General features: G+C 65.7%; 16 protein-coding genes and 1 other RNA gene. 6 read left to right on the forward strand and 11 right to left on the reverse strand.

The window, feature by feature from the left end:
- Window positions 1-102: 102 nt before the first annotated feature.
- The 6 genes from ACTHNC_RS10550 to ACTHNC_RS10575 are packed head-to-tail and all read right to left on the reverse strand — an operon-like array spanning window position 103 to window position 7,233.
- Window positions 103-1,296, reverse strand: a complete 1,194-nt coding sequence (locus ACTHNC_RS10550; RefSeq protein WP_440294553.1) for a Gfo/Idh/MocA family protein — start codon at window positions 1,294-1,296, stop codon at window positions 103-105.
- Entirely contained in the window at window positions 1,293-2,999 is a 1,707-nt protein-coding gene (locus ACTHNC_RS10555; protein WP_440294554.1) for a hypothetical protein, read from the reverse strand. Before ACTHNC_RS10555 ends, ACTHNC_RS10550 begins: the two co-directional genes overlap by 4 nt.
- Before the next feature lie 44 nt (window positions 3,000-3,043).
- Window positions 3,044-4,033, reverse strand: coding sequence for an SIS domain-containing protein (locus ACTHNC_RS10560; RefSeq protein ID WP_440294555.1), 990 nt, complete (start codon window positions 4,031-4,033; stop codon window positions 3,044-3,046).
- Complete coding sequence (locus tag ACTHNC_RS10565; protein ID WP_440294556.1) at window positions 4,033-4,947, reverse strand: carbohydrate ABC transporter permease; 915 nt, start codon at window positions 4,945-4,947, stop codon at window positions 4,033-4,035. Before ACTHNC_RS10565 ends, ACTHNC_RS10560 begins: the two co-directional genes overlap by 1 nt.
- The gene (locus tag ACTHNC_RS10570) at window positions 4,944-5,897 is read right to left on the reverse strand and encodes a carbohydrate ABC transporter permease (protein ID WP_440294557.1); all 954 of its coding nucleotides are present in this window, start codon (window positions 5,895-5,897) and stop codon (window positions 4,944-4,946) included. Before ACTHNC_RS10570 ends, ACTHNC_RS10565 begins: the two co-directional genes overlap by 4 nt.
- Before the next feature lie 22 nt (window positions 5,898-5,919).
- Window positions 5,920-7,233: an extracellular solute-binding protein gene (locus tag ACTHNC_RS10575; protein WP_440294558.1), complete on the reverse strand. Its 1,314-nt coding sequence runs from the start codon at window positions 7,231-7,233 to the stop codon at window positions 5,920-5,922.
- Window positions 7,234-7,431: 198 nt separating this feature from the next.
- Between ACTHNC_RS10575 and ACTHNC_RS10580 the strand changes: the two genes are divergently transcribed.
- The 3 genes from ACTHNC_RS10580 to ACTHNC_RS10590 all read left to right on the forward strand — a co-directional run bounded on the left by ACTHNC_RS10580 (window position 7,432) and on the right by ACTHNC_RS10590 (window position 12,688).
- Window positions 7,432-10,494: an alpha-mannosidase gene (locus ACTHNC_RS10580; protein ID WP_440294559.1), complete on the forward strand. Its 3,063-nt coding sequence runs from the start codon at window positions 7,432-7,434 to the stop codon at window positions 10,492-10,494.
- Between the two features lie 131 nt (window positions 10,495-10,625).
- The gene (locus tag ACTHNC_RS10585; protein ID WP_440294560.1) at window positions 10,626-11,768 is read left to right on the forward strand and encodes an ROK family protein; all 1,143 of its coding nucleotides are present in this window, start codon (window positions 10,626-10,628) and stop codon (window positions 11,766-11,768) included.
- Window positions 11,765-12,688: a BadF/BadG/BcrA/BcrD ATPase family protein gene (locus ACTHNC_RS10590; RefSeq protein ID WP_440294561.1), complete on the forward strand. Its 924-nt coding sequence runs from the start codon at window positions 11,765-11,767 to the stop codon at window positions 12,686-12,688. The genes ACTHNC_RS10585 and ACTHNC_RS10590 overlap by 4 nt, the downstream gene beginning before the upstream one ends.
- 154 nt (window positions 12,689-12,842) lie before the next feature.
- Here ACTHNC_RS10590 and ssrA read toward each other — a convergent pair.
- Window positions 12,843-13,235: a transfer-messenger RNA gene (ssrA, locus tag ACTHNC_RS10595) on the reverse strand.
- A gap of 105 nt (window positions 13,236-13,340) precedes the next feature.
- Between ssrA and clpS the strand changes: the two genes are divergently transcribed.
- Both clpS and ACTHNC_RS10605 read left to right on the forward strand, forming a co-directional pair.
- Window positions 13,341-13,673, forward strand: coding sequence for an ATP-dependent Clp protease adapter ClpS (clpS, locus tag ACTHNC_RS10600; protein WP_440294562.1), 333 nt, complete (start codon window positions 13,341-13,343; stop codon window positions 13,671-13,673).
- Complete coding sequence (locus ACTHNC_RS10605; RefSeq protein ID WP_440294563.1) at window positions 13,670-14,209, forward strand: DUF2017 family protein; 540 nt, start codon at window positions 13,670-13,672, stop codon at window positions 14,207-14,209. The genes clpS and ACTHNC_RS10605 overlap by 4 nt, the downstream gene beginning before the upstream one ends.
- Window positions 14,210-14,218: 9 nt before the next feature.
- Here ACTHNC_RS10605 and smpB read toward each other — a convergent pair whose 3' ends face one another.
- The 4 genes from smpB to prfB all read right to left on the reverse strand — a co-directional run bounded on the left by smpB (window position 14,219) and on the right by prfB (window position 18,303).
- Window positions 14,219-14,695: an SsrA-binding protein SmpB gene (gene smpB, locus ACTHNC_RS10610; RefSeq protein ID WP_440294564.1), complete on the reverse strand. Its 477-nt coding sequence runs from the start codon at window positions 14,693-14,695 to the stop codon at window positions 14,219-14,221.
- Between the two features lie 113 nt (window positions 14,696-14,808).
- Window positions 14,809-15,723 carry a permease-like cell division protein FtsX gene (ftsX, locus tag ACTHNC_RS10615; protein WP_440294565.1) on the reverse strand — a complete coding sequence of 305 codons (915 nt, stop codon included), beginning with the start codon at window positions 15,721-15,723 and terminating at the stop codon, window positions 14,809-14,811.
- On the reverse strand, window positions 15,720-17,135 hold the full coding sequence (gene ftsE, locus ACTHNC_RS10620; protein WP_440294566.1) for a cell division ATP-binding protein FtsE: 1,416 nt from the start codon (window positions 17,133-17,135) through the stop codon (window positions 15,720-15,722). Before ftsE ends, ftsX begins: the two co-directional genes overlap by 4 nt.
- A gap of 58 nt (window positions 17,136-17,193) precedes the next feature.
- Window positions 17,194-18,303 (reverse strand): peptide chain release factor 2, encoded by a 1,110-nt coding sequence (gene prfB / locus ACTHNC_RS10625; protein ID WP_440294567.1) that lies wholly within the window; start codon window positions 18,301-18,303, stop codon window positions 17,194-17,196.
- A gap of 214 nt (window positions 18,304-18,517) precedes the next feature.
- Here prfB and ACTHNC_RS10630 point away from each other — a divergent pair, with 214 nt between their 5' ends.
- Complete coding sequence (locus tag ACTHNC_RS10630; RefSeq protein ID WP_440294568.1) at window positions 18,518-19,807, forward strand: MFS transporter; 1,290 nt, start codon at window positions 18,518-18,520, stop codon at window positions 19,805-19,807.
- Window positions 19,808-19,846: the final 39 nt, after the last annotated feature.

Genomic DNA, 19,846 nt, shown 5'->3' on the forward strand with positions numbered 1-19,846 from the left:
GCGCCATGACATTCAACAGCCGGCACCGGCATCCGCATAAGGGCCTGGCGAAGAGCGACCGCGCGTGGCATGCTTGCGCTCTGTCTCTCTATGGGCGCGCAGTCATCTCGCCCATGACGCCTCGGGCAGTTCACGGAAGAGCCGTTCGCGCGACAGGGCCAGCTCGATGTTTTCGACGATTCCAGGAATTACCGGATGCGCGTGCTCTCCGGCGCCACGCCACCGGACGTTCTCCTGTTCGATCGCGTGGACAGGGGCGGCCCCCACCGCCTCGATGACGGAGACGAAAGCGCCGGTGGCACTCAGCGGCGACAGCAGCTCGGCGCTCTCCGCGCGGGCATCCATCAGGTTCTGCATGAGGTCGACGCGGCCGTATCGCCGCGCGCCGCTAGCAGGCAGGGTGAGCCGATCCTCCGTGTAGTGCAGCACCGCGGTGCCCTTCGAGCCTCGAACCATGACGAAGGGGTCGTCCTCCCGGGGCCCAGCGAGCGTGAAGGCGCACGTGAGGATCCCGTCGAACGTGGCCTTCCCCGCCGTGCTCGGCAGGACGCGCACGACAGACGTGTCGTCGACCTCGATCGCATTCGCTCGGTGCAGATCCGTCTCGACCGACCCGATGGCATCCGGTGCGTTCCAGCCCGCCACGGTCAACGCCGTCATGACGGCATGGGCGAAAGGGTTGGAGACCGCTCCGTCCGAGACACGATGACCGTTCAGCATCCTTCGGCCCGCCCAGGGTGCCCTGTCCCAGTAGGCGCGGTCCCTCGTCCAGGAGCCTCCCGCTCCGATCGCCTCGATCGTCCCCAGTTGTCCCTGCGAGATGACGCGACGCAGTTCGGCGAGCGCCAGCGACCCCAGGCTCTGGAATCCCACCTGTACGAGCCCGCCTGTGCGCCGCTGCACCTCGCTCAGAGCCTCGAATGCGGTCAGATCGGTGACGGGGGGCTTCTCGAGCAGCACATCCGCACCCGCAAGAAGCACCCGCGATGCGAGCTCCGCATGCGTGTGCAGAGGCGTGGCTATTGCCACGATGTCCACCTGGGTCGAATCGAGCAGGTCTTCCAGGCTCGGCAAGATGCGCGGAAGGTCACCTCCCACTCGCTTGCCCTCGCGGTAGATCGGACCGTCGGCCGTGTCGACAAGCCCCACGAGGCGAGCCTGTCCCGATCGTTCAAGCGCCTGCACCGTGAGCACGTGCGCGGCGCCGTAGCCGTGAACTCCCACCACCGCGATGCGGGCCGGGCGCGCGGCTGCGTCCGGCCCTCGACTCGCCGAGGTCTCTGTCGTCGACGTCACTGCGCTGTTCCGGGTTCCGCACAGAGCAGCACCGTGAACGCCGCAGGCGCCATTCCTCCCACGCGGGCACGGATCCCACTGACCGCATCCGTCCCGTCGAGAAACGCGTAGTCCTGTCCCGGTTGGTACGGCAGCGGGTCACCGCTGAGCTGCGCCCCCTGGACCTCGATGCTGATCGCATCCGCACCGACTCGATATCTGCCTCGTCCCTCGGGCAACACCCACGTGTCATCCGGCCTCCGGTCCGCGCCCTCGAGCACGCCGCCGTCCCGGAAGCCGAATTCGAGCGACCACGGCAGTTCGGGCGAGTCGATGGACACCTCGAGAACGAGGCCTTGGTCGAGAAGCCGGGCCTCGATCCGCGTCCTCATCGACACCTCGTCCCTGTCTCGCGAGGAGAACGCCATCGACGCGCTGAAGCGGCCGTCGTCTTCCAGTCGGTACCCGCCGGTCGCTGCCCGGTCCTCGGCAGCCAGAGGTTGGTAGTACGCGGCCGTGAGCGTCTCTTCGAGTAGGTAGGAGTCATCCTTGAGGCGCCGCATGCGCTGCGCCCGGAAGGGTCCCAGGTCGAAGAAGGAGCGTGACAGGCGCACGGCGTCCAGGATCGCCGCTCCTGCAAAAAGCCTGCAGAAGGTGGGATTGTTGGCCAGGCCCGAACGGATGCGACCCTGCGTGCCATAGTCCGATCCGCCGTACAGGACGGTTTCGGTTCTCTCGCTTCGACGTCCGGCCAGCGCGACGGCTTCGAGGAAGTAGGAACCCGTCGCGTCCTGCCGCTCTGCCGGCAGCGGCTCGAGCAGCCTCGGATTCAGCAACGTCTCCGCCAGGAGCTCGGGATCGGTCACGGCCGCGCCCTCCGCACGCAGGGCCGCGGCGGCGAAATCGGAACGCCCGGAGCAGATGGCGGCGTCGCGGAATGCTGCGAGGTAGTCCCGCAGAGGGAAGTGCGCGCCCTGGTCCTGCCGTCGCGACTGGACCGTTTCCACCGTGTCATCCGGCCGGATCAACATGAGCGTCGCCTCGAGATTCCGCAGCACGACGTCAGCGAGCTCGGGCCTTTCCAAGACCCCCGCCAGCAGGCTCAGCGATGGATTGCTCACGTGCGCCGCGTAGTTCGGGCTGCGCTCGGAATACAGTCCATCCGTGTCGACGTCCACGCCCTCACTGAGCCACTCCTCGGCCCGCTCGACGAGCCGATGGTCGGGGAAGGATCGGTGGATGCGAGCGAGCGCGGCGCTGATCTCCCAGCGATGGTTCGGCGTATGAACCCCGCCGGTGAGCAGGGGTGGCGTGACGTCGCGGATGATGGCGGCGAGGACTTCGAGAATCTCATCGATCTCATTCCGCGGACGATCGGGTCGAGTTGTCCGCAGCTGCGAGAGGAACTCGTACGTGTCGCACGCGTCGTTCACCGTGAACGCACTGTCTGGTGGCGACTCCAGGTTGTCACCGCCGACGAAGAGCCCGGAGCGCGATTGCCGAGCGTGCAGCAGTTCGAGGCGCTCGAGCGCAGCAGCCAGATGCCGGCCGCGGTCCTGCGCGGTCGCCTCACCGGATGCCACCAGCGAGAGCAGAACCTTCGCGTCTCGCATCAGCTCCCGGTGTGACTGGCCCGAGATGGCCGAGCTGCCCTGGGCGAGCAGCACGACCGCCCGTTGCCTGGCGGCCGCTACGACGGCGTCGTGAAAGTGTGTATCGAACACCGGAACCTCTCCTCGATGTGGTGCTGAGCTGCGGGTCCGGTGGTTCACACCTTCGTATCCGTCTGACTGTGCACGAACTCCTCGATCTCGAACGGCAGCCGGCCTATCGCCGCGGCCATGAGCCGCTGCCCTGCGACCACCTCGACCGCGACGCGTGCCAGCCCGTCGGCTCTGCCTGTGTCGAAGTCAGCAAGCTCGCCGCCGTGAGCGCGACCGATCGTGATGCATGTCGCGCCGGATCCGTGCAGCGAGTCGGGGATCGCGCGTTCACGTGAGTCTCCGATGAGGATGACGGCGGTACCTGCACCCACCGACTCCATCGGACCGTGCAGGTACTGGTGCGTCGGGTACGCGGATGCCGGAATGCGAAGGCATTCCCGGGCGAGCAGGGCGATCTCCGCCGCAGCGGTGAAGGAATCGCCGGCTCCGACGACGTCGATAGAGGATGCGCCGGCCAGCACATGTGCGAAGTCTTCGGCGGGCCGGATGAAACGCTGGAGCGCGTCACCCACTTCACCGGCGATGGATCCGCCGCCTGAGGCGACTCCGAGGGCTCCCGCGAGCCCGTTGTACGCCACGAGCATCGCTGTGAAGCCCACCGTGTACGCGCGGGAGTCGGGGAAGCCGCCCAGCTCGATCACGGCATCCGCGATCTCGGCCACGGGCGCGGCGGGATCGTTCGTGATCGCCGTTCGTCTACCGGATGCGAACCCACGCGCGAACTCGATCGGCTCGGGGCTACGACCGGATTCCGAGACGACCACCACGTGATCACCGAGGCTCGCGGCTTCGAGGCCCCTGCCCTCCGAGGCGACCAACGGCAGCGCCCGGATGCCAGCGGTGCGGAGCAGCCGAGCGAACGCGTGGGTGGAATGATGTGCCGCTCCCATGGCGGCGAGCACGACCGTCTCCCCCGCGCGCCATGGAACGATCTCTGCGGGGAACTCGGCGAGGCGGGCATCCAGCTCCGACTCGAGCCTGGCGAGTCGGGCGGGCTGCGAATCCATCGCCTCCGCGAATGAGACGAACTCCATCAGTCCTTCAGCCCAGCGTTGATGTTGGCGTTCATCACGTACTTCTGGAACACGAGATAGATGAGGATCAGCGGGATGATCGAGATCACCGATGCCCCGAGCAGTACCGACCAGTTGATGTTCTGCGCGCCGACGATGCTCTCGATCCCGATCTGCAGAGTGAACTTGTTCGGGTCGTTGAGCACGAGCAGCGGCCAGATGTAGTCATTCCATCGCCACTGGAACGAGAAGATCGCCAGTGTGAGCATGATGGGCCGGGACACCGGAACCATGATGCGGAAGAAGATCGACAGCTCCTTGGCTCCATCGATGCGTGCGGCCTCGACGATCTCATCGGGCACCGTGAGGAAGAACCCGCGGAACATGAGCACACCGGTCGCGGTCAGGATCGAGGGCACGATGATGCCGGCTAGCGAGTTGTAGAGCCCGAGGTCACGAACGACGAGGAATGAGGGCGCGAGCATGACCTCGGTGGGCAGCATCGTCGTGGCGAGGATGCATACGAAGAACACCTTGAGCCAGCGGTTGGAGTACTTGGCCAGGGCGTAACCCGACGCGCAGCTGGCGGCGACGGTCAGCACGGTGGTGACGCAGGCGACCACGATCGTGTTCGCGAAGTACTGCGCGAAGTTGAAGCTCTGCCACGCCGTCGCGTATCCCGTGACCGTCCAGTGCTTCGGGAAGAGGGTCAAGGGGTAGGAGAACAGGTCGCCGGACGGCTTGAAAGAGCTGAGGATGAACCAGAGCAGCGGGAAGGCGAACCCGATGGCGAACACCCAGAGCAGAGTGGTCGCCGAGAGGTGCCTGCCGATCTCGCCCGGCGCGATGCCCTTCTTTCTGCGAGGCGGTCGCCGCTTCACCGAATCAGAACGCGTGCCGCGCTGGTCGTTGAGGACTTCTGCCTGCGTCGTCATCGGGGGCCCGCCTTCCGGTTCACGGCCAGCTGGATGAGCGCCACGGCCATGAGGATGATCATCAGAATGAAGCTGGCCGCGCTCGCATAGCCGATCTGGCCGCGCTGGAAGCCCGTCTGGTAGATGTACTGCACCAGGAGGTTGTTGTCGGTGCCCGGTCCGCCGTTGTTCAGCGACAGGAACAGGGCGTACTCCTTCATCGTGCCGATCGTGCTGAGCAGGATGACGATGAACGAGGTGGGGGCGATGTTGGGCAGCGTGATCGAGAAGAACAGGCGCACAGGTCCGGCACCGTCGAGCGATGCCGCCTCGTAGTACGAGGTCGGAACGTTCTTGATGGCTGCGATGAACAAGAGCATCGAGAACGCCATCCCGGCCCACGTGGCCGCAAAGACCACCACGAGGAGCGAGAGGGTCGCGTTCGACTGCCACGGAACGGCCTTTCCCCCCAGCGACTCGACGACGAAGTTGACGAGGCCGAAGTTCTCACCGAACAGCCAACGCCACACCACACCGGTGATGATCGGCGAAACGAGCCACGGGATGAAGAAGATCAGCCGAGCGACGAGCTTGCCCTTGGCGTACTTGCTCACCATGAGGTTCGCGATGAACAAGGAGAGCGCATAGCTGATGGGCACGACGAGCAGCGTGTACTCGCACGTCCGCAGAAGGGCGGCGTAGAAGTTCGGGTCCCCGAGGAGTTGCGTGTAGTTGCTCACCCCGACGAACTGAGGATCGCCGACTCCTGTGTAGTTCGTGAAGGAATAGCCCAGCCCGATGGCTGCCGGCCACACGAAGAAGAGCGCGAAGAGCACGACGTTCGCGGCGATGAGCGCGAGTGGGGCTGCCGTGTAGTGGTTGAGGCGCACACGGCGGCTCCCCTTCGGGGCAAGGACTGGGCGTCCCTGCCCCGAAGCGGTCTGCGCCGCCGTCGTTCCGGTGACTGTCATTGTCGATCGCCGATCGGAACGCCTACTTGCCGACCTGCTGGTTGTAGCTGTCCACGATGTTCTTCAGCGCGGCATCCACCGTCTCTTGACCGTTGATGGCCTTGCCGATCTCGGTCACGCTCGGGTCGGTGGTCAGAGACTTTCCGGCGAGCACCCACTGGGTCTGTGCCTGGTTGAAGTATCCGGAGATCGGCGCATACAGCGGAAGCTCCTCGTTGTAGAGCTTGAAGGCGTTCTGAGCCGCCGTTGAGCTGAACGGGTAGACGGGGTTCAGCCCGCTCTCCACCGGCAGGTACCCGTTCACCTCCGTGAGCTTCTTGTACTGCGCGGGTTGGTACATCCAGGTCAGGAAGTCCTTGGCCGCGGTCGACTCGCTTGAGCTGTTGTTGAAACCGACGACGAGCCCTCCAGAGTTCACATCGCTGGCCTGCACGGGCTGGGCCGGCGTCGGCACGCTCGCCCAATCGAACTTGGTGATCGTCTCGGCGAAGGAAGCGACCTGCCACACGCCCGACCAGTACGCGACCACCTGACCGCTCTGGAAGAGCGCCGACGGGTCGGCGCCGCTGGTCCACACCGACTTGGGCATGGTGGTGTCGTTGTTCAGGCTCACGAAGTACTTCACCGCTTTGCTCGTCGCGGCGTCGGTCGAGAAGGTTCCGCTCGAGTCGGCGTGCACGTATTTGCCGCCCATCTCGTAGACCATCGCACGAAGACGCGAAGGCGACGCGTCGTAAGTGAGGTCGTACTTGGCTCCTGTGGCTTGACGCACCTGGTCAGCGGCCTTGATGAACTCCGGCCAGGTCCAGGTCTTGCTGGGCGAGGTCGGATAGGAGACGCCGGCCTTGTCGAAGAGGCTCTTGTTGATGAAAAGGCCGGATGCCGTGACATCCGACGGAATCGCCAGAACCTGCCCCTTGGACGTCTTGGCGATGAAGTTCTCGTTGATGTGATTCGCCTTCGTCTTCACAATGGACGACAGGTCGATGAGCTTGTTGGTCCAGATCGGATCGAGGGACGGAACGCTCGCGATGTCGGGCAGTGCGTTCGCCTGTGCTGCGTCGCGCAGCTTCGTGGTGTATCCGCTGTACGGGATGTTCACGATCTTGATCGACACGCCCGTCTTCTTCTTGTACTGCGCGGCGAGCTGGTCGTAGCCGGCCTGCTGTGCAGCACTCGATGACAACCACAGCGTGAGCTTCTTCGTCTCGCTCGCCGAACTCGAACCGGAGGATGAGCACCCGGCGAGTACGAGACCAGCGGCGGAGACCGCCGCGACCGCAGCAAGGAGGCGACGCGTACGCGACATCCCTGCCAGCGATTTCTTGAGAGTCATCATTGATTCCTTCGATGGGGCAGAGCCTGTCCGCTTGGTCCGGAACGGCCTGCGAGGGTTGTTGCAGACATTCATATCACTATGATGGATAAGCGGCAACGCCTAGATCAACAAGTTGCCATCTGGCCTCCAATCGCCCGGGCCAGATGCGACTTCACTCTGATATGAAACCCTCGACGTGGAAGGTGACCCACCGACATGGACTCTGCCAGCCGGCTGATCATCGACCGCACGCAACGGGTTCTTGACGAGCGCATCCGCCCCGCGATCTCGGCCCTCAGGGTGCCGCTGGAGCTCGCGTCGGCCGAGCTTCCCGGTGAGCCCATTGCGGCCGCCGACGCACTCGGGCTCGAGTACCTGCCCTATCGCGTCGGCACGGCGTGGGGTGCCGCCTGGTCGACGGTGTGGTTCCGAGCCACCGGCCTCGTCCCGGACGAGTGGCACGGCCTGCGCGTGGAGGCGGTGATCGATCTCGGTTTCGACTCCACGCTGCCGGGGTTCCAGTGCGAGGGGCTCGCCTACGACCCCCACGGCACGCCCATCAAGGCGGTGAACCCGCGCAATCAGTGGATTCCGATCTCGGACGAGGCGTGCTGCGGCGACCAGATCGAGTTCTTCGTCGAGGCTGCCGCAAATCCCGATCTGCTCGATCACCTGCCGCTACTGCCGACGTGGCAGGGCGACGTGCTCACCGCGTCTCCCGATCCCCTTTATGCGGTGCGTCGTGCCGACCTTGTCGTGTTCGACGTTCAGTGCCACGAACTGGCCCTCGATGTCGAGGTTCTCCTCGAGCTGCAGGCCGAACTCGACGACGGGCCGCGTCGTGCAGGCATCCTGCTCGCGCTCGATCGGGCGATGGATGCCATCGACGTGCACAGAGTCGGCGAGACGGCGGCCTCGGCTCGCGACGAACTGCGCGCCGTGCTCGCGAGTCCCGCGTCGTCGAGCGAGCACATCTTCTCCGCCGTCGGGCACGCTCACATCGACTCGGCCTGGCTGTGGCCCGTGCGCGAGACGGTGCGCAAGGTGGCGAGGACCACGTCGTCGATGACTCGTCTGCTCGAGGAGAACCCGGAATTCGTCTACGGGATGTCGAGCGCTCAGCAGTATGAGTGGCTGCGCGACCACCGACCGGAGGTCTACGACCGGGTGGTGGATGCCGTACGCGGTGGTCGATTCGTGCCGCTCGGCGGCATGTGGGTGGAGAGCGATGCCGTCATGCCGTCGGGCGAGTCCATCGTTCGCCAGTTCCTCTACGGGCAGTCGTTCTTCCGCAGGGAGTTCGGCGTGACCTGTCGCGGCGTCTGGCTGCCGGACAGCTTCGGGTACTCGGGCGCGCTCCCCCAGCTCATCCGCAAGGCGGGATTCGAGTGGTTCCTCAGCCAGAAGCTCTCGTGGAATCAGGTGAACACCTTTCCCCACCACACGTTCTTCTGGGAAGGAATCGACGGCTCCCGCATCTTCAGCCACTTCCCGCCGATAGACACCTATAACGCCAGGCTCTCGGCATCGGAGCTGGCAGGAGCCCGTCGGCGATTCGCGCAGTCGGCCAGGGCGTCGGGTTCGATCGCGGCGGTCGGCTACGGCGACGGTGGAGGAGGCACCACCAGAGAGATGATCGGCCGAGCTCGCCGTCTTGCCGATCTCGAAGGCAGCCCGCGCGTCATGTGGGAGCAGCCGGATGACTTCTTCGAGCGCGCGCGTGCCGAACTCCCGGATGCGCCGGTCTGGGTGGGTGAACTCGTGCTCGAAGCGCACCGGGGCACGTTGACGAGCCAGCACCACACGAAGCAAGGCAATCGGCGTGGAGAACGTCTCATCGTCGAGGCCGAGCTGTGGGCGACGACGGCTGCTGTGCGCGGAGTCCTGGATTATCCGTACGACGAGCTGGATGCACTGTGGAAGACCCTGCTTCTGCACCAGTTCCACGACATCCTCCCCGGCTCCTCGATCGCGTGGGTGCATCGCGAGGCGGTCGAGACCTATTCGAGGCTGATCGGCGCCGCGGAGGCGATCAGCCGTCGTTCGCTGCTGGCACTCGTGGGCGATGGAGAAGCAGAGTTCACCGCAAACGGTTCTTCTCTCGATCGAGGGGGCGCTTCCGCGTTCTCAGTGACGCCCGCAACCGCGACAGACGCCTTGCGTCCCGTCGTGCACGAGCATTGCGACGGAGTTCAGATCGACAACGGAGTCATCCGGGTCGTCATCTCGCCTGATGGGCTCATCACATCGGCCGTCGACATCTCGACCGGCAGGGAGATCATCCCGAAGGGACGCCCGGCGGGTCTACTGCAACTCCACCAGGACTTCCCCAACACGCGCGACGCCTGGGACCTCGACGAGCACTACCGGCACCATGTCGAGAACCTGGCGCAGGCGGACTCGTTCGCCGTGGAATCCGACAACGACGGCGTGCATGTCACCGTCGAGCGCCGGTTCTCGAGGTCCTGGGTTCGTCAGCGGATCACGGTGGCACCCAACACCCGGACCTTCCGCATCGAGCAGACGACGGATTGGCACGAGCACGAACGGCTGCTCAAGGTGGCCTTCCCGCTGTCATTGCACGCGGAGTACTCCGTCGCCGAGACACAGTTCGGATGCGTGAGACGCCCAACGCACACCAACACCAGCTGGCAGACAGCGCAGTTCGAGCACTCGATGCACCGGTTCGTGCACGTTGCCGAACCGGGCTTCGGCGTGGGATTGCTCGGCGACTCCACGTACGGGTACGACGTGATCAGAGACGCCGACCCGGAGCACGGGGTGACGACGACGGTCAGGCTCTCATTGCTGCGTTCGCCGAGGTTCCCGGATCCAATGGCGGATCAGGGCGGTCATACTCACGTCTACGCCTTCGCGATCGGCACGGACCTCCTCGGCACCACAGCGGCAGCCACCGAGCTCGACGTTCCCGTGCGTTCCGTCCGCGGTGGAAGCGCTGTGACTCCGATCGTCACCGTCGACGAGCCCGACGTCATTGTGTCGGCCGTCAAGCTGGCGTCCGACCGTTCCGGCGATCTCATCGTGCGGGTGTACGAACCTATCGGTCGGCGCGCCTCCGCAAGGATCACCGTGCCCTCGGAATACGGTCCGGGACAAGCGGTGTCGCTGCTGGAAGAGCACACGGATGCTCCGGTCGGCGCCTCGCCGGGACCAGACGGGACCGTGCGGCTCGCGCCCTTCGAGGTGCTGACGTTGCGCTATCCGGTGCACCGCCGTCCGGGTCCGGAACACCGCTTCGGGAAGGGAACACGATCGTGACGTCCACCGACGAAGGGGAGAACGGCACAGTTGCGCGGCCCGATTCCGGCCGGCGCAAGTCGCCGACCGCCCCTGTGCCTCACCGGGCCGGCCACTCCCGGATCTCGCCTCGCACAGCGACGACGAGGGATGTGACCGCGATCAACCGTACGGCCATCCTCGATCTCCTTCGGTCCAACGGTCCCCTATCGCGACGCGCGATCGGGCAGAGCACCGGGCTCAGCTCCGCCACCGTGGAGCGGCTCTGCCAGGCACTCCTCGAGGAGGGTGCCATCGTGCACGGCGGTGTTGACCGCTCAGCCACGGGTAGACCGTCGCACCTCCTGAAGTACGTGGCAGACATCCGTACGGTCGCCGCTGTCGATATGACCGAGAACAACGCGCGTGGCCGCATCATCGACCTGAGTGGCAACGTGCTGTACGAGACGTACGAGCCGTTCAACTTCCGGGACAGCGATGCCTCGACGGCACGCCTCGACGGGCTGCTGCGGCTGGTCGATCGAATCACCTCAGGCGAAACCGGAACGGATGCGCCGCTCACCGGCATCGGAATCGCCCTTCCCGGCATCACCCATGACGGCGTCGTCGTCAACGCCATCGAGCTGGACTGGCGGGACGTTCCGGTCGCTCGGATCGTGACGGAACGCACCGGTCTTCCCGTGCTCGCCGAGAACGACGCCAACGCAACGGCGTACAGTGAGCTGCTGCATGGGGCTGCACGGGATGCCGAAAGCGCCGTCGCTCTGGTGCTCGGCACCGGAATCGGCGCTGGCATCGTCAGCGAGGGGCGGATTCATCGAGGCGCGGGTTCGGTCGCCGGTGAGGTGGGGTACCTGCTCACCTCGGCCAAGTCGTTCTCCCGCTACTTCACCGACCTCGGCGATGTCGAGGGTTGCATCTCCGGCGAGATCCGGCCGTACATGCAGCACGGTGACGGCCACCTGGACCGACGGATAGGTCCGGCTTTCCGAGCGATGATGAAGCTCGTCGAGCAAGGAGACGCCGACGCAGCCCGCGCCCGAGACGAGTTCTTCGACAACATCGCCTTGATCTGCGCGGCCACCGCCGTCGTAGTCGCACCGAGCGTCATCGTGCTCGCCGGCGCCTTCGCACAGTACAGCGTTCTTTCCGCCGAACAGATCACGCGACGGCTGGTCGGTCGCATTCCGTCGGTGCCCCGTATCGTGCCCAGCCGGTTCGGCTTCGACGCAGCGATCACCGGGATCGGCGATCTCGCCATAGAGCGTGCGCGCACCGCCACATACCTGACATGAACCGGCATCCGGATCGTCTCATCGGGGTGGACGTCGGCGGCACAAAGACGCACTTGGCTCTCATCGACTCTCAGGGTGCACGACGAGACATCGTGCGCCCGTCGTCCGAATGGCGCAACGGGCACCTCTTCTCGGACGAGAGGAACCTCATCCGTCTCGCGTCATGGATCGGCAGTCAGGCGCTCATCGGAACGATCACGAGCGTCGCGATAGGACTGCGCGACTGCGACACCGAAGCAGAGCTCCAGCGTGCTCGCGATGCCGTCTCTGGTGCGCTGGGCATTTCGGTCCGCATCGAGAACGACGCCGACCTCCTGGCACCGGCGATGGGAATGGACCGTGCGATCGCCATGGTCGTGGGCACCGGTTCGATCGTCAGTGCAAGGGATGCAGCAGGCGCACGGGTCACCGCGGATGGCCACGGCTGGCTCCTCGGCGACTGGGGCAGCGGCCCCGGCCTTGTACGCGACGCCCTGATCAGAACCCTCGCCGCGATGGATGCCGGGGCGGGCCCAGGCGATGATCCACTCATCGCCGGCCTGCTCGCGCACCACAAAGCCGGAAGCGCGGCGGAGCTGGCGGCGTCAGCGACCCTCGCCGCGTCGCCCGACTACTGGGGCTCGGCAGCCATGCGCGTCTTCGAGGCGGATCAGGCGGGATCGGCGCTCGCGGGCGAGACCATCGGGTTCGCTGCCCAACGTCTGGCGGACAACGTCGCGGCCGTGGTCAACCGTGGAGGACTTGGCGATCACGTCGTGGCCGCAGGCGGGGTGATCGTGAATCAGCCCGCTTTGCGCCGGGAAGTGAGCCAGCGCCTGAACAGCTTTTCCCCGCCACTCGAGTTGCGCATCCTGGACGTGCCGCCCGTGGAGGGAGCGCTGCGGCTCGCCGCCTTGGCCTCTCCAGTGCCTGAATGCTGACACCCCATCGCACACACGAAAGGCCGCCCCTGTGGGCGGCCTTTCGTTTCAGCAGTGCGAGACAGCGGCTTGAATGGTGTTCGGCGCTACGCGCCTCAACACTCACTCGCTCAGTCCGAGAGCAAGCAGGCTTGCTCTCTTCCCTCGCTCAATCGTGTGGAGATGGGGGGAATTGAACCCCCGTCCATCGCTGTGGTCATACGCCTTCTACGGGCGTATCCAATGACGGCGCTTTGCTCGGTTCCGGAACTTGCCATTGGCAGCTGATCCGACGAACCCAGTCACGGTTGGAGTCCCTCTACGCCCCATGACGATGCGTAGAAGCAATCTCTCTAGCTGACGCCAGGATCCGGGTAGAGAGCATTCCCGGGCTGACGGTCTCTTAGATCGCTAAGTACGATCAGGCCGCGAGAGCGACCTGGGCCTTAGCGGAGACAGTGCTGTTGGAATTGGCACTTATTTTTTGCAGGGAGCGTTAGCGAGATAACCCTGCATCCTCGACCCGCTTCTCGTAATCTCGCAGACGATGTCGAAACCGATCATCCCCATGAGGCGGGCCGCTGTCGCGCACTGTTGAGTTTCTTGTGAGGTGCATCCGCAACCGGTGCGGCCTTACAGAGTACAACACCGAGCGCGCGCATGTCATGCCCGGATGTGCGAATCTGGAGGGGTGGCATCCTCGATCCCCGCACCGAGCACGATCGAACGCACAGACGAGGCGCTCGACCTCACGCCGCGCCACACCCTCGACACACCGTGGCGGGCCATTGTGTGGAACGACCCGGTCAATCTCATGTCGTACGTGGTCTACGTGTTCCGCAGCTATTTCGGCTTCAGCCGGGAGAAGGCGACGCAGCTGATGCTCCAGGTGCATCACGAGGGCCGAGCGATCGTCGCGACCGGCACCCGCGAGGCGATGGAGGTGCACGTGCATGCGATGCACGGCTACGGGCTCTCCGCGTCGGTCGACAGGGCCGAGAAGTGACGCACATCCGCCGTCTCGACGGCGGTTCGCTGGCCGTCACCGTGTCGGACAACGAGTTCATCGCGCTCTCGCGGCTCGAGGCCGACCTACTCGGCCTTCTCGCCGACCGGCTCACCCGACTGGCCGCCGGTACAGCCGGCCGCGACCGGATGTTCCCTGACGCCTACCGCGACGACGCCGAGGCGGCGGCGGAGTTCCACGCGCTCACCGACGTCGACCTGGTCACCGCGAAGAGCGGAGCCGCACGGAACGTGATGGATGCCTTCATGGCCGCCGAGCAGGAGGCATCCGGTTCCCGTTGGAGACGTGCGACCTCACGCACGGTCACCACCGACGCCGAACTCGCTCTTGCGCTTGTGCGCAACCTCACCGACCTGCGGTTGATGGTGGCGGACCGGCTGGGTATTGAGAACGATGACGACGACGGGAGCGGCGGAGCGGCCGCCGACCGGGTCGTGTACTGGTGGCTGGGCGAGACGCAGGAATTGCTCGTGGAGGCGCTCGCTGCCGATGCGTTCGGCCGCGAAACGGCCTGAACCGTCCTGCTATTCGCCAAGGTGGTTGCGGTTGGACATGGCGCGCTCCGCCTCGCGCCTGTCCTGCCGTTCGCGCAACGCCTGCCGCTTGTCGTACTCGCGCTTACCCTTGGCGACGCCGATCTCGACCTTCGCGCGGCCGTCGGAGAAGTACAGCTGCAACGGAATCAGCGTGTAGCCGCCGTCTTTGATCTTGTTCGCGATCTTCACGATCTGCTGCTTGTGCAGCAGCAGCTTGCGCTTGCGACGAGGCGCATGGTTGTTCCACGTCCCGTCGAGGTACTCCGGGATGTACACGGCATCCAGCCATGCCTCTCCCCCGTCGATGAACGCGTAGCCGTCGACGAGTGACGCACGGCCCTCGCGCAACGACTTCACCTCGGTGCCCGTGAGCACCAACCCAGCCTCATACGTGTCTTCGATCAGGTAGTCGTGGCGGGCGCGGCGGTTGGTCGCCACCACCTTCTGACCACGTTCCCTGGGCATGGCTCACCTCTCCACTCGACACGGCGCGCCAGCATTCTGCGCACATGAGCGCCGCACCGGGCTTGGGCGCAGCAGCCCACCAGCCTACCGTGCAGATGGGACGCATGGGTCGGTCACACCCGCAAGTAGCGACGGATCGCGACGCTGGAGGCCAGCGCCGCCAGCCCGATGCCGACGATCACGAGTATCGGCGCGACGATCCAGGCACTGTCGAGCCCCACGAAGGAGGTCAACTGCATCTTCTGCGACAGATAGCCGCGCACGAAGAACTGCACGATCGCGAACACCGCACCGACCGAGAGTAGCGATCCGATCAAGGCTGCGAGTACGCCCTCCAACACGAACGGCGTCTGGATGAACCCGTTCGATGCACCCACCAGCCGCATGATGCCGAGCTCCCGTCTTCGAGAGAACGCGGAGAGTCGGATCGTCGTGGCGATCAGCAGCGCTGCGGCGACGAGCATCACGATGGCTATGGCTATCGCGGTGAGGCTGGCTGCGTTCAGGATGCGGAAGATCTGGTCCAGATAACTTCGCTGGTCTGTGACGGACTGCACTCCGGCGACGCCGCTGAGGCTCTGCGCGATCACGTCCGACTGCGCCTGGTTCTTCAGCTTGATCCAGAACGTCTGGTTCAGCAGTTCGGGGGTGACGTAGTCGGCGACCGGGTTGCCCTTGAACTGCTTCTTGAAGTCCGCGTACGCCTGCTGGTGATTCTCGAAGTAGAACTTCTCGATGAACGGCGCGAGCGCCGGCGACGAGAGCTTCGCCTTCACTGCCGCGATCTGCTCGGCCGTCGCATCCTGCCCCTGACAGGTCGTGCTCACATCGGTTTCGGTGCACATGTACACCGCCACCTGCGCACGGTCGTACCAGTACGTCTTCATCTGGCCGATCTGCATCTGCATCAGGATGGCCGTGCCCACGAATGTGAGCGAGATGAACGTCACAAGGACGACCGAGATCACCATGGACAGGTTGCGCTTCAGGCCGCTCCCCGCCTCGGACATGACGAGTGCGAATCTCATGACACCGGCCCCACATCCTGATTGGAGTCGTCTTCGTGATCGTGCTTACCCGGTGCGCGCAGGCCGAGCCGCTCGGCGAGGGTGAGCTCCGCAACATCCGAGTCGGGACGCCGGATCGGCGCGGTCGGCGGATTGGCGAAGTGCCCTTCGAGCACGGACTCACGACTGGTGGATGCTTCGCGCGGCACCCCCGCGGGCACGGGCTCGCGTTCGGTGCGCGGTCGCGCCGGCTGCAGCGCGGACGAGTGCTCCTCACTCTCGGGAGCCTGCGGCAACGGCACGGCGGCCGTGGCCGGCTTCGCGTGCTGACCCGTGTCGGCGCTGGGTTCCACGACGACGGGCACGGCCGCGACCGGCGCAGCAGCCTGTTCCGCCGCGCCCGGTTCGGCGACGGCGGGCTGCGCGGGCGCGGGCTGCGCGGGCACCGTGTATTCCTGCGCCTGCGGGTCCTGAGCAGCGACTGCAGCCGTCACGGGCGCCGCAACCGACGTGACCGTCGGTTCGGACGCGACGGGTGTCTCCGCAGCGCGCTGCGAGCGACGCGTGCGCGAGGCATCCTTCACCGCCTTCTTCTCCGCCTTGCGGTCGGCCCGCGAAGGCTTCCCGGCGCGAGCGCTGACGAGCGTTGCGGATGCCGCGGCGCCGGGTTGCTGCGCCGGTTCGTCTTCAGCGCCGTATGCGCGCGGAACCTCAGCTCGACCGTGCTCGTCGAGCACCGGGATCGCCGCGGTGAAGCCGTAGCCGCCGTGTCGTTCGTCGCGGATGAGCTTGCCGCCCACGAGCTCGATGACACGCTTCTGCATGCGGTCGACGAGGCCGGCCTCGTGCGTGGCCATCAGCACGGTGGTGCCCGACGCGTTGATGCGCTCGAGCACGGCCGTGATTCCCGCGCTGGTGGCGGGATCCAAGTTTCCGGTGGGCTCATCGGCGAGCAGGATCTGCGGCTTGTTCACGACGGCGCGGGCGATCGCGACACGCTGTTGCTCACCGCCGGAGAGCTCATGCGGAAAACGCTGGCCCTTGCCCTCGAGTCCCACCATGGCGAGCACGTCGGGGACGGCCTCGTGGATGAATCCCTTCGACTTGCCGATCACCTGCAGGGTGAACGCGACGTTGTCGAAGACGGTCTTATTGGTGAGCAGGCGGAAGTCCTGGAAGACCACGCCGACGTTCCTACGGAAGTAGGGCACCTTGCGGTTCGAGATGTTGCTGAGGTTCTGGCCCAGAACATGCAGCTTGCCGCGCGTGGCGCGCTCCTCGCGCAGGATGAGGCGCAGGAAGGTGGACTTGCCGGATCCGGACGCGCCGACCACGAACACGAACTCTCCGCGGAGAATCTCGGTCGTGATGTCGTCGAGGGCCGGGCGGGGAGTTCCCTTGTAGCTCTTGCTGACGTGGTCGAATCGGATCATGACCCGCTCAGCCTAAGCACTCGTCCCGCCGATGCGACCCAGCGACTCACCTGCGTGGTCAGCCGACGGGCTTTTGCTTGCGCCAGCGGATGCCGGCGGCGATGAATCCGTCGAGGTCGCCATCGAACACCGCCTGTGGGTTGTTCACCTCGTGCTCCGTGCGGAGGTCTTTCACCATCTGATATGGCGCCAGAACGTAGGACCGCATCTGGTCGCCCCAACTCGCCGTGATGTTGCCGGCGAGCTCCTTCTTGGCTGCCGCCTCCGCCTCTCGCTGGAGCAGCAGCAGCCGGGACTGCAGCACCCGCATGGCCGCTGCCCGGTTCTGGATCTGCGACTTCTCGTTCTGCATCGACACCACGATGCCCGTCGGCAGGTGCGTGATGCGCACAGCCGAGTCCGTCGTGTTCACCGACTGGCCGCCCGGACCCGACGAGCGGAAGACATCCACCCGGATGTCCGTTTCCGGGATGTCGACCTCCTGCGCCTCCTCCATCAGCGGAATGACCTCGACGGCGGCGAACGACGTCTGACGCTTACCGGCTGAGTTGAACGGGCTCATGCGCACCAGCCGGTGCGTGCCCGCCTCCACGGAAAGAGTGCCGAACGCGTACGGAGCATCCACCTCGAACGTGGCGGACTTGATGCCCGCCTCCTCCGCATAGCTGGTGTCCATCACCTGCGCCGAGTAGCCGTGCTGCTCCGCCCATCTCAGGTACATGCGCAGGAGCATCTCGGCGAAGTCGGCGGCATCCACCCCGCCCGCGCCCGCGCGAATGGTGACGACGGCGGGACGCTCGTCGTACTCCCCGTCGAGAAGCGTCTGCACCTCGAGATCGCCGACGGTCTTCTGCAGTTCCTGCAGCTCGTTCCTGGCCTCCTCGGCCGACTCGTCGTCGCCTTCCGAGTTGGCGAGCTCGACCAGCACCTCGAGGTCGTCGAGACGCTGCTCGATGCCGTTCAACCTGGTCAGCTCGGCTTGCCGATGGCTCAGCGCGCTGGTCACCTGCTGTGCCTTCTCGGGGTCGTCCCAGAGGTCGGGAGCTCCGGCCTCCTCGCTCAGTCGCTCGATGTCGGCACGCAGCCTGTCCACGTCGGCGACGGCGCGGATGTCTGCGAAAGTCGCGCGCACTTCGGCGATCTGCGCGCTCAGGTCCAGTTCGATCATGACCGCACAAGCCTACAGATGACTGAGGCGAGAGCCTTGCGAGCTTGCTCGCTAGGCCGAGCCGATGGAATCTGTTGAGCGGCGCGAACAGCGGCGACCGAGGCGAGAGCCGTGAGAGCTCGCTCTCACGGCCGAGCCGACCGAGCCGTTGAGCGGCGCAGCCGCGAACAGTAGTGCGGAGTGGTATACCACTGGCCGTAGGCTGGTAGCCGACATGACCTCGAGCGACGCGAACTTCAGCATCCGCGATATCGCGCTCGCCGCATTCCTGCCAACGGCGCTGTTCTCGATCGGTGAGGGCGCGGTCATCCCGATCATTCCGGTGCTCGCGCACAATCTGGGCGCCGGGCTCGCCCTGGCCGGCTTCATCGGCGGCATGATCATGGTCGGCGAGATGGTCGGCGACATCCCCAGCGGCTGGGTCGTCTCCCGATTCGGCGAGCGCCGTTCGATGATCGGTTCCGCACTGCTCTGCGTCGTCGGTCTCGTGATCTGCCTGCTCGCTCCTGGTGACCTGATGCTGACCATCGGCGTCTTCCTGATCGGGCTCGCGACGAGCGTCTTCGCCCTTGCGCGGCACGCCTTCATGACCGGTTACGTGCCGCTTCGCTACCGCGCACGCGCGCTGTCGACACTGGGCGGGGTGTTCCGCGGCGGCTGGTTCATCGGACCGTTCATCAGCGCCGGCGTCATCGCCCTGTTCGGCAACCCGCACGCCGTGTTCTGGGTGCACATCGTGATGTGCCTGGCCTCGACGCTCGTACTGATCGTGGTTCCCGATCCCACCGAGAAGATCGTGGCCGCTCGACCGGTCTCCGCCGCGACCACCGGCGGAGTCGCCGTGCCCTCGGCAGAAGCGGAAGGCGTGCGGGATGCCGGCCGCGTCGAGGCGAAGGAGCGTACGGAGGGCCTCTTCCGCACCATCTGGACCAACCGTGCGGTTCTGCTGCGCATGGGAACGTGTGCCGCCCTCATCTCAGCGCTGCGGTCATCCCGCACCGTGATCCTGCCTCTGGCCGCAGTCGCAATCGGGTTGTCCGCAACGAACACCGCACTGATCATCGGCATCGCCGGCGCCGTCGACTTCGCGCTGTTCTACACGTCGGGACAGATCATGGACCGGTTCGGACGCCTGTGGTCCGCACTGCCGTCGATGCTCGGACTGAGCGTGACGCACATCGCACTCGCGTTCGTCACCGACCAGACGTGGTTCACGGTGGTGGCCATCGCGATGGCCGTCGTGAACGGCGTGGGCAGCGGCATCCTCATGACCCTCGGCGCGGATCTTGCGCCTCGGTCGGATCCTGCGCCGTTCCTCGGAGCGTGGCGCTTCACCAACGACGTCGGGCAGGCGGGAGCTCCGATGTTCGTCTCCGGCTTGACGGCGCTGTTCTCGCTCGCCGCGGCATCCGTGTCCATGGGCGTTCTCGGGCTGATCGGCGCCTGGATGCTCGTTCGCTACGCACCGAGATACATCCCGCGGAAGCGCGCGGTCGCGAACTGATCAACTTCGGCCGCCGCGCCTTGTCGTGGTCGGAGCACG

It is taken from the genome of Humibacter sp. (assembly GCF_051954055.1).
Taxonomy (GTDB): Bacteria; Actinomycetota; Actinomycetes; order Actinomycetales; family Microbacteriaceae; genus Humibacter.

Coding starts and splice junctions, on each gene's coding strand:
- ACTHNC_RS10570 (WP_440294557.1), bottom strand. CDS start 5,897: ATGACAGTCACCGGAACGACGGCGGCGCAGACCGCTTCGGGGCAGGGA.
- ACTHNC_RS10590 (WP_440294561.1), top strand. CDS start 11,765: ATGAACCGGCATCCGGATCGTCTCATCGGGGTGGACGTCGGCGGCACA.
- ACTHNC_RS10560 (WP_440294555.1), bottom strand. CDS start 4,033: ATGGAGTTCGTCTCATTCGCGGAGGCGATGGATTCGCAGCCCGCCCGA.
- ftsE (WP_440294566.1), bottom strand. CDS start 17,135: ATGATCCGATTCGACCACGTCAGCAAGAGCTACAAGGGAACTCCCCGC.
- ACTHNC_RS10575 (WP_440294558.1), bottom strand. CDS start 7,233: ATGACTCTCAAGAAATCGCTGGCAGGGATGTCGCGTACGCGTCGCCTC.
- ACTHNC_RS10580 (WP_440294559.1), top strand. CDS start 7,432: ATGGACTCTGCCAGCCGGCTGATCATCGACCGCACGCAACGGGTTCTT.
- ftsX (WP_440294565.1), bottom strand. CDS start 15,723: ATGAGATTCGCACTCGTCATGTCCGAGGCGGGGAGCGGCCTGAAGCGC.
- prfB (WP_440294567.1), bottom strand. CDS start 18,303: ATGATCGAACTGGACCTGAGCGCGCAGATCGCCGAAGTGCGCGCGACT.
- smpB (WP_440294564.1), bottom strand. CDS start 14,695: ATGCCCAGGGAACGTGGTCAGAAGGTGGTGGCGACCAACCGCCGCGCC.
- ACTHNC_RS10630 (WP_440294568.1), top strand. CDS start 18,518: ATGACCTCGAGCGACGCGAACTTCAGCATCCGCGATATCGCGCTCGCC.
- ACTHNC_RS10565 (WP_440294556.1), bottom strand. CDS start 4,947: ATGACGACGCAGGCAGAAGTCCTCAACGACCAGCGCGGCACGCGTTCT.
- clpS (WP_440294562.1), top strand. CDS start 13,341: ATGTGCGAATCTGGAGGGGTGGCATCCTCGATCCCCGCACCGAGCACG.